The organism is Pseudomonas sp. HY2-MNA-CIBAN-0224 (genome assembly GCF_040310285.1).
In the GTDB taxonomy this organism is placed as follows: Bacteria; Pseudomonadota; Gammaproteobacteria; order Pseudomonadales; family Pseudomonadaceae; genus Aquipseudomonas; species Aquipseudomonas helleri.
The window spans coordinates 1-13,864 of record NZ_JBEOPQ010000053.1 but is presented as its reverse complement, the minus strand read 5'-3'; the positions used below and the strand labels follow the sequence as shown (position 1 = coordinate 13,864).

At 61.0% G+C, this 13,864-nt stretch carries 12 protein-coding genes; 11 read left to right on the top strand and 1 reads right to left on the bottom strand.

What is annotated here, in order from left to right:
* Window positions 1-72 precede the first annotated feature (72 nt).
* Complete coding sequence (locus AAEZ03_RS20010) at window positions 73-1,398, top strand: ammonium transporter (protein ID WP_350581010.1); 1,326 nt, start codon at window positions 73-75, stop codon at window positions 1,396-1,398.
* A 59-nt stretch (window positions 1,399-1,457) separates the two neighbouring features.
* Here the strand turns inward: AAEZ03_RS20010 and AAEZ03_RS20005 are convergent, their stop codons facing one another.
* Window positions 1,458-3,176 (bottom strand): amidase, encoded by a 1,719-nt coding sequence (locus tag AAEZ03_RS20005; RefSeq protein WP_350581007.1) that lies wholly within the window; start codon window positions 3,174-3,176, stop codon window positions 1,458-1,460.
* Between the two features lie 208 nt (window positions 3,177-3,384).
* On the opposite strand from AAEZ03_RS20005, the gene AAEZ03_RS20000 reads away from it, so the two are divergent.
* The 10 genes from AAEZ03_RS20000 to AAEZ03_RS19955 all read left to right on the top strand — a co-directional run bounded on the left by AAEZ03_RS20000 (window position 3,385) and on the right by AAEZ03_RS19955 (window position 13,623).
* The gene (locus AAEZ03_RS20000; RefSeq protein WP_123749474.1) at window positions 3,385-3,726 is read left to right on the top strand and encodes a hypothetical protein; all 342 of its coding nucleotides are present in this window, start codon (window positions 3,385-3,387) and stop codon (window positions 3,724-3,726) included.
* A 96-nt stretch (window positions 3,727-3,822) separates the two neighbouring features.
* On the top strand, window positions 3,823-5,085 hold the full coding sequence (locus tag AAEZ03_RS19995; RefSeq protein ID WP_350581004.1) for a TolC family protein: 1,263 nt from the start codon (window positions 3,823-3,825) through the stop codon (window positions 5,083-5,085).
* A complete protein-coding gene (locus tag AAEZ03_RS19990; RefSeq protein ID WP_350581001.1) occupies window positions 5,075-6,313 on the top strand; it encodes an efflux RND transporter periplasmic adaptor subunit in 1,239 nt (412 codons plus the stop codon). Before AAEZ03_RS19995 ends, AAEZ03_RS19990 begins: the two co-directional genes overlap by 11 nt.
* Entirely contained in the window at window positions 6,310-9,468 is a 3,159-nt protein-coding gene (locus AAEZ03_RS19985; protein ID WP_350580998.1) for an efflux RND transporter permease subunit, read from the top strand. The genes AAEZ03_RS19990 and AAEZ03_RS19985 overlap by 4 nt, the downstream gene beginning before the upstream one ends.
* The gene (locus tag AAEZ03_RS19980) at window positions 9,465-9,797 is read left to right on the top strand and encodes a copper-binding protein (RefSeq protein ID WP_350580995.1); all 333 of its coding nucleotides are present in this window, start codon (window positions 9,465-9,467) and stop codon (window positions 9,795-9,797) included. Before AAEZ03_RS19985 ends, AAEZ03_RS19980 begins: the two co-directional genes overlap by 4 nt.
* 171 nt (window positions 9,798-9,968) lie before the next feature.
* Complete coding sequence (locus tag AAEZ03_RS19975; RefSeq protein WP_123749469.1) at window positions 9,969-10,181, top strand: hypothetical protein; 213 nt, start codon at window positions 9,969-9,971, stop codon at window positions 10,179-10,181.
* A gap of 1 nt (window position 10,182) precedes the next feature.
* Window positions 10,183-10,488, top strand: a complete 306-nt coding sequence (locus AAEZ03_RS19970; RefSeq protein ID WP_048369143.1) for an NIPSNAP family protein — start codon at window positions 10,183-10,185, stop codon at window positions 10,486-10,488.
* 129 nt (window positions 10,489-10,617) lie between these two features.
* Window positions 10,618-11,349 carry a GntR family transcriptional regulator gene (locus AAEZ03_RS19965; RefSeq protein ID WP_153392172.1) on the top strand — a complete coding sequence of 244 codons (732 nt, stop codon included), beginning with the start codon at window positions 10,618-10,620 and terminating at the stop codon, window positions 11,347-11,349.
* Window positions 11,350-11,471: 122 nt separating this feature from the next.
* A complete protein-coding gene (locus AAEZ03_RS19960; RefSeq protein WP_278938057.1) occupies window positions 11,472-12,761 on the top strand; it encodes an MFS transporter in 1,290 nt (429 codons plus the stop codon).
* Between the two features lie 28 nt (window positions 12,762-12,789).
* Window positions 12,790-13,623, top strand: a complete 834-nt coding sequence (locus AAEZ03_RS19955; protein ID WP_123749467.1) for an amidohydrolase family protein — start codon at window positions 12,790-12,792, stop codon at window positions 13,621-13,623.
* The last annotated feature ends 241 nt before the right edge of the window (window positions 13,624-13,864 follow it).

The following is a 13,864-nucleotide window of genomic DNA, read 5'->3' as shown; positions in this document are numbered from 1 at the left end:
TTGATCTTTTAAATGATCGCGAGACAAGCTCGCTCCTACAATTTCGAACGTTCTTTTGCAGGAGCTTTGAACATGGTCAATCGCCCTCTCGGCAAATCACTACTGATGGTGTGTACAGCCATGCTGTTGGCACCGCTGGCTCAGGCCGCCGATGCCCCCGTCTTGAACACCGGCAGCACCGCCTGGATGATCACCGCTGCCGCTCTCGTGTTGTTTATGTGCCTGCCCGGCCTGGCGCTGTTTTATGGCGGTCTGGTGCGGGCCAAGAACATGCTTTCACTGTTTACCCAATGCTTCGGGATTGCCGGGGTGGTGGGCGTGCTGTGGGTGATCTATGGCTACAGCATGGTGGTGGATACCGCGGGCATGGTGGAGGGGCAGGTGACCTTCAACAGTTTTGTCGGCGGCCTGGGGCAAGCCTTTTTGAAAGGCATTAACGCCGACAGCCTGGTGGGCGACATCCCGGAAGGGGTGTACGTGACCTTCCAGATGACCTTCGCCATCATCACCCCGGCGCTGATCGCCGGTGCCTTTGCCGAGCGCATGAAGTTCTCGGCGGCGCTGCTGTTCATGGCGGTGTGGTTCACCCTGGTGTATGCCCCGGTGGCGCACATGGTCTGGGGCGGGCCCGGTGCATTGATGCATAACTGGGGCGTGCTGGATTATGCCGGTGGTACGGCGGTGCACATCAATGCCGGGGTAGTCGCCTTGGCCGCCTGCCTGATTCTGGGCAAACGCAAGGGCTACCAGAACACCCCGATGCCCGCGCATAACCTGAGCCTGACCATGGCCGGTGCGGCGATGCTGTGGGTCGGCTGGTTTGGATTCAATATCGGTTCGGGCGGCGGCTTGAGCGGGTTGTCCGGCATGGTGATGCTCAACACCCAGTTGGGCGCATGCGCAGGCATTCTGGGCTGGATGTTTACCGAGTGGTTCAAGGTCGGCAAACCCAGTGCTCAAGGCTTGGCCTGCGGTGCACTGGCCGGGCTGGTGGGTATTACCCCGGCGTGTGCTTATGTCGGCGTCGGCGGTGCGCTGGCCATCGGCTTGTTGTGCGGGGTGTTCTGCTACCTGAGCGTCACCGTGCTCAAGCGCCGTATCGGTTATGACGACAGCCTGGACGTATTCGGCCTGCATGGCATTGGCGGGATGATCGGTGCGGTGCTGACCGGGGTGTTCTGTGTGCCGTCGTTGGGTGGTCTGGTGGACGGCGTGAGCATGGGCGCGCAAGTGATGGCGCAGATCAAGGGCGTACTGCTGACCACGGTGTATTGCTTTGCCGCCAGTTGGGTAATTCTGAAAATCATCGACCGCGTGATGGGTTTACGTGCCGATGATGCCGTGGAAGAGCTGGGGCTGGATCTGGCCGAGCATAACGAGCGGGCTTATAACCACTGAAGTATTAGCAATCTGTAATGATCGTGCTCGCGATCTTTGACAACAGATCGCGAGCAAACTCATGCCCACAGGGCGGTATTCAGCGGCGGGGTGCGGGGCGGGATCTGGCGTTTGCTGCCCAGCGCTTCAAACGCCGAGGCAATGCTCAGCAACGCCGAATCGTCGTAAGCGCGCCCGGCAAAGGTCAGGCCCACCGGCATGCCGATGTCTGCCATCACACCCATCGGTACGGTGACGGTCGGCACACCCAAATGACGGATCGCCAGGTTGCCATTGGCGACCCACACGCCGTTGCTCCAGGCAATGTCGGCCGATGCCGGATTGACATCGGCGTCGGCCGGGCCTACATCGGCGACAGTCGGGAACAGCACGGCATCCAGGCCCAGGTCATCCATCCATTGTTCAAGGTCGATTTTGCGGGTCTGTTCCAGACCGCGCAGGCCGTCCGGCAAACTCGCGATCTGGTCCCACGGGGTGATCCCGCGCTGGGCCATGCGCACGTACTCATCCATGCCCGCAGCCAGTTCATCTTCGCGGTTGGGCAGAGTGCCCGGATCGTGCGGGAAAATCTGCGGGCCATCCACGTCGGCCAAGCGGTTGAGTTTCGGGTCGCCGTTGGCACGCAGGAAGTCATCGAAGGCCCAGGCTGACAGCTCCCACAATTCGTCGTGCATGAACTCCTTGGACACCAGCCCGCGGGTGAACACGGTTGGCGCGCCCGGACGGTCGCCTTCGCAATTGGACACCAGCGGGAAGTCGACCTCGATCACTTCGGCGCCCTTGGCCTCAAGGGCCTGGCGCGCGGCTTGCCACAGGTTGATGACCGAAGCACGGGTGATGATGCGCTGCCCGGTCGGGCCGCCGATGCCGGGGTTTTCTGCGGTGCCGGCCAGCGGGTCGGCATTGATGTACATGCGCGGCACGCCAAAGCGCTTGCCGGCCAGGGATTCAGCGCTGGCGGCCAAATCCAGGTACGACGCCGGGCGCACGGATTCAACACTTGGCAGCGGCACCCAGGGCTGCATGCGCCACAGGTCGCCACGGGTGTCCGGGTCTTCGGCAACCACCACGTCGAGCACCTGTAGCAGGTCGGCCATGGTCCTGGCATAGGGCACGACCACGTCCATGGTTGGCGTCAGCGGCCAGTTACCGCGCACTGAAATCACTCCGCGAGATGGCGTGTACGCGCACAGGCCGTTGTTGGACGCCGGACCGCGCCCGCTGGACCAGGTTTCTTCGGCCAGCCCAAACGCCGAGAAACTCGCAGCGGTGGCCGTGCCAGCACCATTGGACGAGCCGGAGGCGAAGGGCGCAGTCAGGTAGTCAGCGTTGTACGGGCTTTCGGCGCGGCCATACACGCCGCGTTGCATGCCGCCGTTGGCCATGGGCGGCATGTTGGTTTTGCCCAGGCAAATGGCCCCGGCGGCGCGCAAACGCTCAATGGTGAACGCATCGCGATAAGCGATCAGGTCTTTAAAGGCCGGGCTGCCGGACGCGGCTGTCAGGCCCTTGACCAGGTAACTGTCCTTGGCGGTATAGGGGATCCCGTCCAGCGGGCCGAGGGTTTCACCCTTGGCGCGACGGGCGTCCGACGCTTCTGCTTCTTTAAGGGCTTCGGGGTTGCGCACCACCAGCGCGTTCAGCGCGGTCGGCGTTTGCGGGCCGTCATAGGCCTCGATGCGTGCAAGGTACGACTTGACCAGCTCAACCGCGGTGGTCTGACCCGAATCGAGCGCTTCACGCAGTTGGGCAATGGAAACTTCAGTAACTTCGATCATGCGCTCACCGCCGAAGGTTAAGGGTGGATGTGGACTGTGTGCAGCTTAGCGAAACCGTTTTCGTTAATCGATATTTATCCGTAATTATTAAGCGGCTCGCGCCTACCGAATAAAACGCTGAACATAATCTGCGCTTAATTCCAGCACGCTCTGATAGCGAGAGTCGGCTAATTGTAACCGTCATTTTTAACGATTAAACTCGCGCCCCATGAAACGTTATCTGCGGCTTTGCCTTGTTTTTGTCCTGAGCCTCGCGCTTCCCTTGAGTGGGATGGCGGGTGTGCAGGCACCGGCAGACCCGTGCCCCATGCAAGTGCTGGGCATGAAAATGATGAACGACATGGGCATGGACTGCTGCGACGACAGCAAGGCGCCATCCGAACATGGCAAGTCGTGCAAACCCGGGCAGGAATGCAAAACCGGGACGATGTTGCAAATTTCGGTCATCAAGCCCGCACTTTCCTTGCCCAATCCGCTCACGCTGGCGCTGTTCAGCGATGCCGTACCCACCTCCGCCCCGTCCGGGGTGTGGCGCCCGCCACGGGTTTGATTCCTGTCCCTCTTTGAACCGTCTTGCGCATTAGCGCGAGGCACAGTTGTGCGCTGTGTTTGCGGCGTGCACGGGATCTTCACAGGAATCTAAAACATGAAACCCATGTGCTTTGGCACGGGCTTGCGCGTATGCGTCGGCCTGGTGGCAAGTGTGCTGGCGTGGCCGAGTTTCGCGGGTGGTCTGACCCTCGATGAAGCGCTGCGCCTGGCCGACAATACGGCGCCTGCGCTGGCGGCCCAAAACGCCAGCGTGCAAGCGGCCAGCAGTGCCGCGATCCCGGCGGGCGAATTACCCGACCCGAAACTGGTACTGGGGGTGCAGAACTTCCCGGTGGGCGGCCCCGATCGCGGCAGCCTGGACCGCGATTTCATGACCATGCAAATGGTCGGCATCCGTCAGGACATGCCCAATAGCGAGAAGCGCAAGGCGCGCATTGAAGTGGCCGATGCCGCCGTGGACACCGCCATTGCCCAGCGCCGGGTGGCGCGGCTGAATGTGCGTCAGGCCACCGCGCTGGCGTGGATCAACAGTTATTCAGTTGAGCGCAAAGACGCGCTGTTTAAGGATTTCTACGCTGAAAACCGCCTGTTTGGCGATGCCGTGCGTGCGGCGATTGCGGGCGGCCGCGCGCAACCCTCTGATGCCGTCACCCCCAAACAGGAAGCTGCATTGTTGGCTGAGCAGCAGGATGAGTTGCAGCAACAGCGTGCCCAGGCCCATGCCGCACTCAAGCGCTGGATTGGCCCGGCGGGCAGCGATACGCCGCTGGGGCGCTTGCCCGAATGGCCGGTCGAAGGCGGGATGTACACCCATAACGTGCAGCACCATCCGCAGCTCGCCGCCTTTGAACCCATGACCCGCGAGGCGCAAGCCAAACTTCATGAGGCCGAGGCCCAGAAGCATTCAGACTGGAGTTGGGAACTCGACTACCAGCACCGTGGGCAGCAATTCGGTGACATGGTGAGCGTGCAGTTTTCCTGGGATTTACCGATATTTCCCGGTCGCCGGCAAAACCCGGTGATTGCCGCCCGACAAGCCGACCTCGACCAGTTGGATGCCGAGCGCGAAGACATGACCCGCGAGCACACCCGGCAACTGGACGATGATCTGGCCGATTTTCAGCGCCTCAATCGCGCCGTGCAACGCGGTCAGGACAGCCTGATTCCGCTGGCCCAAGAGAAAGTCGCGTTGAGCATGGCCAGTTACCGCGCAGGCAAAGGTGATCTGAATGCGCTGGTCACGGCACGTCGCGAGTTGATCCAGGCCCGCCTCAAACAGGTGGACGTTGAAGAGCAGCGCGCAGCGGTCAATGCCCGTCTGTATTTCGCTTATGGGGAAGGCGCACATGACATTTAATAAAACCAAAGTAACCGGGCTGGTAGTCGCTGCGCTGGCGTTGGGCGTGGCAGCAGGCTGGTGGGCGGGGCAACCCCGTGACACCGGCATGGCGCCGTCAATGGCAGCCAGCGCGCCCAAGGCGCTGTACTGGTATGACCCGATGTTCCCGCAGCAAAAGTTCGATAAACCGGGCAAGTCGCCTTTTATGGACATGCAATTGGTGGCGCAGTACGCCGACGATAAAGCCGACGCGCAAACGCTGCGGGTTGATCCGGGGCAGACCGAAAATCTCGGTGTGCGCCTGGCCACGGTCAGTCGCGGCATGTTGGCGACCCGTATCATGGCGTCCGGGGTGCTGGGGTTCAATGTGCGTGATGTGGCCGTGATTCAGGCGCGCACGCCGGGCTTTGTCGAGCGCGTTTACAATCTTGCGCCCGGTGATGTGCTCAAATCCGACGCTGCGCTGGCGGATGTTCTGGTGCCGGAATGGGCGGCGGCGCAGGAAGAGTTTCTGGCGCTCAAGCGCGTGGGTGATTCCGCGCTGCTGGCGGCGGCGCGTCAGCGTCTGCGCCTTACGGGGATGCCGTCGGCATTGATTGCGCAGGTCGAGCGCAGTGGCAAGGTGCAGCCGGTGTTGACCGTTACCAGCCCGGTGGGCGGTGTGCTGCAAACCCTGAACGTGCGTCAGGGCATGACCTTGGCGCTAGGTGAAACCTTGGCCCAGGTCAATGGACTGGGCAGCGTCTGGCTGACCGTGGCGGTGCCCGAGGCGCAAGCCGCAGCCGTTGCGCCGGGGCAAACCGTCGAGGCTCGTTTACCGGCCTTTGCCGGGGAAGTGTTCAAGGGCACGGTCAGCACAATCCTGCCGCAAACCAACGCCGACAGCCGCACGTTGCAGGTGCGGGTCGAGCTGGCCAACCCTGATGCACGGCTGCGACCGGGGTTGACCGCGCAGGTCAGCCTTCAGCAAAGCATCGATCAGCATGTGCTGTGGGTGCCCAGCGAGGCAGTGATTCGTACCGGCCATCAAGCCTTGGTCATGCTGGCTGAGGAGGGCGGGCATTACCGCCCGGTTGAGGTGCGTACCGGGCCTGAAAATGACGGCCAGACCGCGATCCTGCAAGGGCTGCAAGAAGGCCAGCAGGTGGTGAGTTCAGGCCAGTTCCTGCTTGACTCCGAGGCCAGCCTCAAGGGGCTGGATGTCACGCCGCTGGCGCCAAACCTGCCAACCGGGAGCCAGCCATGATTGCCGCGCTGATTCGCTGGTCTGTCGGCAACCGGATGCTGGTGTTGCTGGCGACGTTGTTTGTGACGGCGTGGGGTATCTGGTCGGTGCAAAATACGCCGATTGATGCCCTGCCGGACTTGTCCGATGTGCAGGTGATTATCCGCACGCCTTACCCTGGGCAAGCCCCGCAGATTGTAGAAAACCAGGTCACTTACCCGTTGACCACCACCATGCTCTCGGTGCCTGGCGCCAAGGCCGTGCGTGGCTATTCATTTTTTGGCGACAGCTTTGTCTATGTGTTGTTTGAAGACGGCACCGACCTGTATTGGGCGCGCTCGCGGGTGCTGGAGTACCTGAGCCAGATTCAAGGCCGCTTGCCCGCCAGCGCCAAACCGGCGCTGGGCCCGGATGCCACGGGGGTGGGCTGGATTTATCAGTACTCGCTGGTGGACCGCAGTGGCAAGCATGACCTCGCACAATTGCGCGCCCTGCAGGACTGGTTTCTCAAGTTCGAACTCAAAACCCTGCCCAATGTGGCGGAAGTGGCGACTGTGGGCGGGATGGTCAAGCAGTATCAGGTGCAACTCGATCCCCTGAAAATGGCCGCGTTGGGCATTACTCAGGCTGAAGTCACTGAGGCCATCGGCAAGGCCAATCAGGAAACCGGCGGCGCTGTGCTGACCATGGCTGAAAGCGAATTTATGGTGCGGGCGTCGGGCTACCTCAAGACCCTGGAGGACTTCAGGGCAATCCCGCTCAAGCTTGGCGTCGGTGCGGTACCAGTCACGCTGGGGGACGTAGCAAACATTCAGCTGGGACCAGAATTGCGCCGGGGCATTTCAGAACTCGACGGTCAAGGCGAGGCCGTGGGCGGCGTGGTGATTCTGCGCAGCGGCAAAAACGCTCGCGAGACCATTGCTGCCGTCAAGCAAAAGCTCGATGAGCTGAAAGCCAGCCTGCCCGCGGGTGTAGAGATCGTCACCACCTACGACCGCAGTCAGTTGATTGATCGGGCGGTGGACAACCTCAGCCACAAGCTGCTGGAGGAGTTCCTGGTGGTGGCGCTGGTGTGCGGGGTCTTCCTGTGGCACCTGCGCTCATCGCTGGTGGCGATCATCTCGCTGCCGGTGGGTGTGTTGATGGCCTTTATTGTGATGCGCTACCAGGGCATCAACGCCAACATCATGTCGCTGGGCGGTATCGCGATTGCCATCGGCGCCATGGTCGATGCGGCGGTGGTGATGATCGAGAACGCCCATAAAAAAATCGAAGCCTGGCACCACGCGCATCCCGGTGAAGAACTGAAGGGTGCCCGGCACTGGCAGGTGATCACCCAGGCCGCCACGGAAGTCGGGCCGGCGTTGTTCTTTTGCCTGCTGATCATCACCTTGTCGTTTATCCCGGTGTTCACCCTGGAGGCGCAGGAAGGGCGGTTGTTCGGCCCGCTGGCGTTCACCAAAACCTGGTCGATGGCCGCGGCTGCCGGGTTGTCGGTGACCTTGGTGCCGGTGCTGATGGGCTACTGGATTCGCGGGCCCATCCCCGACGAAAAAAAGAATCCGCTCAACCGTGGTTTGATCCGGCTGTATCAACCGGCGCTGGACGCGGTATTGCGCCGTCCGAAAACCACTCTGGCGGTTGCCTTGCTGGTGTTCGTCAGCGCCTTGTGGCCGATGTCGCGGCTGGGCGGGGAATTTCTGCCGCCACTGGATGAAGGGGATTTGCTGTACATGCCGTCAGCGCTGCCAGGGTTGTCGGCGCAAAAGGCCGCGCAACTTCTGCAACTCACCGACCGGTTGATCAAGACCGTGCCGGAAGTTGCCCACGTGTCGGGCAAGGCCGGTCGCGCCGAAAGCGCCACCGACCCGGCGCCGTTGGAGATGTTTGAAACCACCATCGCGTTCAAGCCCCGCGAACAATGGCGTCCCGGTATGACCCCGAAAAAGCTGGTGGAGGAACTGGACCGTGTGGTGCGGGTGCCGGGGCTGACCAACCTGTGGGTGCCGCCGATCCGCAACCGCCTCGACATGCTCGCCACCGGGATCAAGAGCCCCATCGGGGTCAAGGTCAACGGCGGTGATCTGGCCGCAATCGACAGCGTTGCTCAAGCCATAGAACGCGTGGCCAAGGGCTTGCCGGGAGTCAGCTCGGTGCTGGCTGAACGGCTCACGGGCGGGCGTTACATTGACGTCGATATCGACCGTGGGGCAGCGGCCCGTTACGGGCTCAACATTGCCGATGTACAGGCGATTGTGGCCGGGGCCATTGGCGGTGAAAACGTTGGTGAAACCATCGAAGGGCGGGCGCGCTTCCCCATCAATGTGCGTTACCCGCGTGCCTGGCGGGACTCGCTGAGTGCGCTGCAACAGTTGCCGATCTACACCCCGCAGGGCAGCCAGATCACCCTCGGCACCGTGGCCACTGTGCGCATCAGCGAGGGCCCGCCGATGCTCAAAAGTGAAAACGCGCGGCCTTCGGGCTGGGTGTATATCGACGTACGCGACCGCGATTTGGCATCGGTGGTGAGGGATTTGCGCCAGGCCATCAGCGAGCAGGTGCACTTGCAGCCGGGCATGAGCGTGAATTACTCGGGGCAGTTTGAATACCTTGAGCGGGCCAACGCACGGCTCAAGCTGGTCGTGCCCGCGACTTTACTGATCATCTTTGTGCTGCTGTACCTGACCTTCAGCCGTTTCGATGAAGCCCTGTTGATTATGGCGACTTTGCCTTTTGCCCTGACGGGGGGCGTGTGGTTTCTGTACCTGCTGGGCTTCAACTTGTCAGTGGCCACCGGAGTCGGGTTTATCGCCCTGGCCGGGGTGTCTGCCGAGTTCGGCGTGATCATGCTGCTGTACCTGAAGAACGCCTGGGCCGAGCGCCAGCAGGCGGGCGAGGTCGACGAGCAAGGGCTGGTTGGCGCCATTCGCGAAGGCGCCGTGCAACGCGTGCGGCCCAAGGCGATGACCGTGGCCGTGATCATTGCCGGTCTGTTGCCGATCTTGCTGGGCGGCGGCACCGGCAGTGAAATCATGAGCCGCATCGCGGCGCCCATGGTCGGCGGCATGCTCACCGCGCCTCTGCTTTCCCTGTTTGTTATCCCGGCGGCGTACCGCGTGATGCGCCGTCGCCATTTACCTGTTGAAACCCAACCTTCTCAAGGAAACCCCCTATGAAATTCCCTCTCGTCGTCGTAGCCAGCCTTGTTGCCGCGTTCAGTGTTGCGGCCCATGCAGAAGACATGTCGGGCATGCCAATGGACGGCATGCAGGCCCGGCAGCAAGCACCGGCTGCCAGTGCCGAAGGCGTGATCAAGGCGATTGATCCGGCCAGGCACACCGTGACCCTGGCCCACGGCCCGGTCCCGGCTTTGCAATGGCCGCCCATGACCATGGGCTTTGCCGTGACCGATGCGCAATTGGCCGGGCTGGCGGTGGGTGACAACGTGGCGTTCAGCTTCCGCATGGAAGGCAGCAAAGCGACGATTGTCTCCATTCACAAATAGAGGCAGGGTGGGAGCGGGCTTGCTCGCGATTGGATTGATGCGGTGTACCCGCATGGCCGAGGTGTTGCCATCGCGAGCAAGCCCGCTCCCACAATGTTATGTGATTCATCAATATAGATAGCGTCAGTTTTTGTCGTATTCTGCGGGCCGATTCACAAGGATGTTGTTTAGATGCAATGGTTTAAGCGTTTCAATCAGGCGTGTGAACGCTTCGGAAAGCGGATCCCGACCTGGCTTTTTGGTCTGGTCGCCGCAGGCTTTTTTATCGCATGGCTGATCACGCTGTTTATCCCGATACCCTTCAACCCCGTGCTGCTGATGATCCCTGCGGTGGTTATCACGATGGGCGTGCTGAATAGACTCTACCCTTCAAAGGAACGATGAAATGGTTACGTGTTACCTGCGTTATGTGATCGACCCCTACCAGCTGGCAGAATTCGAAGCGTATGCGCGCATCTGGATCCCGCTGGTGGAGAAATTCGGCGGCACCCATCACGGTTATTTCCTGCCTTCTGAAGGGGCCAACAATATCGCCCTGGCGATGTTTACCTTCCCCAGCCTGACCGCCTACGAAGACTACCGTGAGCGCTCCAAGACCGATGCCGAATGCATCGCAGCGTTCAAGCTGGCCGAAGACAACCGTTGCATCCTCAGCTACGAGCGCAGCTTCTTCCGCCCCGTGTTCGAATAAGCCCTGCTTCAAACGTGCGGGTGCCTGACAGCGCCCGCCGCTATTCGGTGCTTGACAGCCAACCCGTCCGGGGAAATACTCGCCAGCCATATTCATATATATGACTAGATAACAAGGTGAATAAGGTCAATGAATTCTCTATCCGGTGATACCCGCCTGCCGCAGTACCAACGCTTGCGTGATCATTTGGCGGAGCAGATCGCGCAAAATCGCTGGCGTCCGGGGGAGGCGATCCCGACTGAGGCCGCGCTGTCGGCGCAATACCTGCTCTCAACCGGCACCGTGCGCAAAGCCATTGATGCGCTGGTCAGCGAGGGCATTCTGGAGCGCCAGCAAGGTCGCGGGACGTTTATTCGTCGGCCTCAGTTTCAATCGTCGCTGTTTCGTTTTTTCCGTTTTCAAACCGCTGCCGGTGAGCGCCAGGTGCCGCAGAGCCGCATCCTTTCAGTAGAGCCGGTCGCCGCGCCTTCGGCCGTGGCTCAAGCCTTGGGGTTGCCCGCCGATGCGCAGGTCATTCGTATCATGCGCGTGCGTTTGCTGGATGAGCAGCCAGTGCTGGCCGAAGAAATCTGGCTGCCTCATGCACTGTTTGCGCCCTTGCTGCAGCTCGACTTGAGCCAGCAGGGGCCGTTGCTCTATCCGATCTATGAAGATGTCTGCGCTCAGGTCGTCGCCCGTGCGGAAGAGACCCTGACCGCCGAATCGGTCAATGACGTGTATGCGCGCCTGCTGCAAGTGCCGGTCAACAGCCCGGTGGTGGTGATTGAGCGCCTGGCCCGTGATTACGCCGGTACGCCGCTGGAATGGCGGCGCTCGCGCGGGCATGCCGAGCACTTCCGTTACAGCGTGGACATCCGCTAACCCCAGGCCTTCGGCCCGCTGCCTGCGGACCGGGGGCTTTTTTGTGTGTTGCTTTTGACTGGCCTGACGGCGGCACGGTCCGCATTCGGCCGCCTTGCGTTTGACTTATAAGGATAAAAAACATGTTCAGTTGGTATCGTCAGATCACTTCACGGGAACGCAAAACGTTCTGGGCCTGCTTCGGTGGCTGGTCGCTCGACGCTTTGGAAGTACAAATGTTTGGTCTGGCGATTCCGGCACTGATTGCCGCTTTCGCCTTGACCAAGGGCGACGCCGGCCTGATCAGCGGCGTGACCCTGGTGACCTCGGCCATCGGCGGCTGGGTGGGCGGCACGTTGTCCGACCGCTACGGGCGAGTGCGCACGTTGCAGTGGATGATCCTGTGGTTTTCGTTCTTCACCTTTCTCTCGGCTTTTGTCACCGGCTTCAACCAACTGTTGATCGTCAAGGCGCTGCAAGGCTTTGGTATCGGCGGCGAGTGGGCTGCGGGCGCGGTGCTGATGGCCGAAACCATTAACCCGAACTATCGCGGCAAGGTCATGGGCACCGTGCAAAGTGCCTGGGCCGTAGGCTGGGGCCTGGCCGTCGGGGTGTTTACGCTGATCTATTCGCTGGTGCCGCAAGACATGGCCTGGCGAGTGATGTTCCTGGTCGGGCTGCTGCCGTCGCTGCTGATCATCTGGGTACGTCGCAACGTGCAAGAGCCCGACAGCTTTCAGCGTCTGCAAAAAGAAAACGCCATCCCGCCAAGCTTCTTCAAATCGCTGTCGGGTATTTTTCGCCCTGAACTGCTGCGCGTGACCTTGTTTGGCGGGCTGTTGGGCCTCGGTGCCCACGGCGGCTACCACGCGGTCATGACCTGGTTGCCGACCTTCCTGAAAACCGAGCGCAACCTGTCGGTGTTGAACTCGGGCGGTTATCTGGCGGTGATCATTGCGGCCTTCTGGTGCGGCTGCGTGGTCAGCGGCTTTTTGATCGACCGTATCGGGCGACGCAAAAATATCATCCTGTTCGCCCTGTGCTGCGTGATCACCGTGCAGTGCTATGTATTCCTGCCCCTGAGCAATACGCAAATGCTGTTCCTCGGCTTCCCGCTGGGCTTTTTCGCGGCGGGGATTCCGGCCAGCCTCGGGGCGCTGTTCAACGAACTGTACCCGGCGGATGTGCGCGGCGCCGGTGTCGGCTTTTGCTACAACTTCGGGCGCGTGTTGTCGGCGGTGTTCCCGTTTTTGGTCGGGCACATGAGTGAATCCATGTCCTTGGGCTCGGCGATTGGTATCGACGCCGGGATTGCCTATGGCGTGGCAGTGATTGCCGCCCTGTGCCTGCCGGAAACCCGTGGCCGCAACCTTGAAGCGCCCATCCAGGCGCAACCGGCCAGTGGTAGCAGCAACGACACCGCACGTGCCTGATACCCATTACTTTTGATAGATGAACGACATGCCTGATACCCGCTTTACGCCGATTAGCGGCATTGATTCCCACGCTCATGTGTTCAGTCGCGAACTGAGTCTGGCGGCCGCACGGCGCTATACCCCGGGCTACGACGCCACTCTGGCGCAGTACCAGAGCCAATTGCAGGCCAATGGCTTCAGCCATGGCGTGCTGGTGCAGCCGAGTTTTCTCGGCACTGACAACCGCTACCTGCTGGCGGCGCTCAAGCAAGCGCCGCAACACTTGCGCGGGGTCGTGGTGCTGGACCCCGGCACTGAACGGGCGCAGATGCGTGAGCTAGCTGGCCAGGGCGTGGTGGGCGCACGCTTGAACCTGATGGGCTGTGCATTGCCTGATTTTAACCAGCCGGTCTGGAAAGCATTTTTAGGCAATATCGCGGCGTTAGGCTGGCACATCGAACTGCACCGTCAGGTTGAAGACTTGCCGGGTTTGCTCCGGCAACTCAAGCCGTTCGGGATCAAGGTGGTCATCGATCACTTCGGTCGCCCGGATGCACGGCTGGGGCTAGAACAGCCGGGCTTTCGCCAGATGCTTGAACTGGGGCAGGGCGGGCAGGTGTGGATGAAAGTCTCGGGCATTTATCGACTGGCCGGGACTGAGCAACAGAACATCGATTTCGCCAGGGCGGCGTTGCGCCTGTTGCAGCAAAGCTTTGGTCCAGAGCGGTTGGTGTGGGGCAGCGACTGGCCGCATACGCAACACGAAGAGCGTGTCGGCTATACCTCGGTGGTCCAACAGTTGGACGCGCTGGAGTGCTCGACGCAGGTCAGGCATGCACTGTTGGTTGAAGCGCCACGGGCATTGTTCGGCTTCGAATAGCGTTTATTGATTTGGGTCAGTACCGCCCGGAGAAAAATCGCGCAAAATTTCTTGTTACCTGTCGTAACACTGGGGTATTATCGCCCTGCGTTCACCTACCACGGTTTATGCATTTTTAAGCCCCAAGTTTCCATCAGCTACTTGGGCTTTTTTTTGCCTGAAATTTGGCTTGTACATCAAAACTGTAGGAGCGAGCTTGCCTCGCGATCTTTAAAAGATCAAAAGATCGCGAGGCAAGCTC